Annotated in this window: 1 protein-coding gene; it reads left to right on the top strand. The window is 65.7% G+C overall.

What is annotated here, in order from left to right:
• Positions 1-43: 43 nt before the first annotated feature.
• On the top strand, positions 44-1,207 hold a 1,164-nt coding region (locus GOOTI_RS21465), incomplete at its 3' end, for a DUF222 domain-containing protein (RefSeq protein ID WP_083835987.1).

Genomic DNA, 1,207 nt, shown 5'->3' with positions numbered 1-1,207 from the left:
TTGCGCGCCTTCGTTGTTGGATGCTGCTGGGTTGGGTTCTGCGGTGGTGGGGTCGGTGGATGCTCGGGTAGCTGAGATGTTGTCGCGGTTGGCGTCGGTGGTCGATGAGTTGGCAGCCGTTGAGGTGTCGCAACTCTCGGATGCCGGTGTGGTCGAGGCGGCGCAGGTCGCTGAACGGTTGGCACGCAGGACGGCTGCGGCGGTGACTGATCGGTTGGTGGTGGAGGCGTCGGATCGCAATCTGCCACACGCGTTGGGATATCGGGACGTGCGTGGGTTTCTGGCGGATCGGTTGGGGGTGGGGGATCCGGCGATCCGCTCGCAGATCATCACCGCGACCGGCTCGTTCACCTCGATCGTGGGTGAGGTGCGGGAACCGGCATGTCCGACGTTGTCACGGTATTGGGTTGATGGTCAGATAGCGCCGGCCCGCGCGCGGGCGGTGCTGGAGGTGTTGGATCAGATCCCGCATCAGATCCCGGCCGACGTGCGGGCGGCGGCGGAAGCGCAGATGGCTGGTTATGGTGTGCAGTTCACGCCGAAGGAGATCACCAATCTGGGTACCCGGTTGATGGCGCATCTGGATCCGGACGGGACGGTCACCGATGGGAAGGATCGGGCACGTCGTCGCCGGTTGTGGGTGAACCGGCAGGGTGCGGATCTGATGTCACGGTTGACGGCTGATCTTGATCCGGCGACCCGTGCCCGATTGGATGTGGTGTTAGACGCGTGGGCCAAACCCGGCATGAACAATCCCGACGACGACACCTCACCGGTCGGGCCGGTCACGGCCGCGAACGCCGAACAGGTCGCCGAGGCAGCCGCGCGTGATCAGCGGTCGCAAGCGCAACGTAACCATGATGCGTTTTCCGCGTTGCTGGCGCGGGTGGTGGAGTCGGGCATGCTGGGCGGCACCCACCGCGGGTTGCCGATCCAGGTGATCGTGAAGACCACGCTGGCCGAGCTGGAGGCACAGGCCGGGATGGCACAGACCGCATCCGGGACCCTATTGCCAATACCGGATCTGATCTCGATGGCCGCTGCCAGCGGAGTCCAACCGTATCTGGCGGTGTTCGCCGAGCACACCAGCGTGCCGCTGTATTTGGGGCGGTCGAAACGGTTGGCCTCGCCGGGGCAGCGGTTGGCGTTGTTCGCTGCCGAGGGTGGCGGCGTGTGTTCGGCACCGGGGTGTACCCAACCGGCGTCG

Source organism: Gordonia otitidis NBRC 100426 (genome assembly GCF_000248075.1).
Classification (GTDB): Bacteria; Actinomycetota; Actinomycetes; order Mycobacteriales; family Mycobacteriaceae; genus Gordonia; species Gordonia otitidis.
The sequence above is the reverse complement of the archived record's forward strand: the minus strand, read 5'-3'. Positions and strand labels throughout refer to the sequence as shown.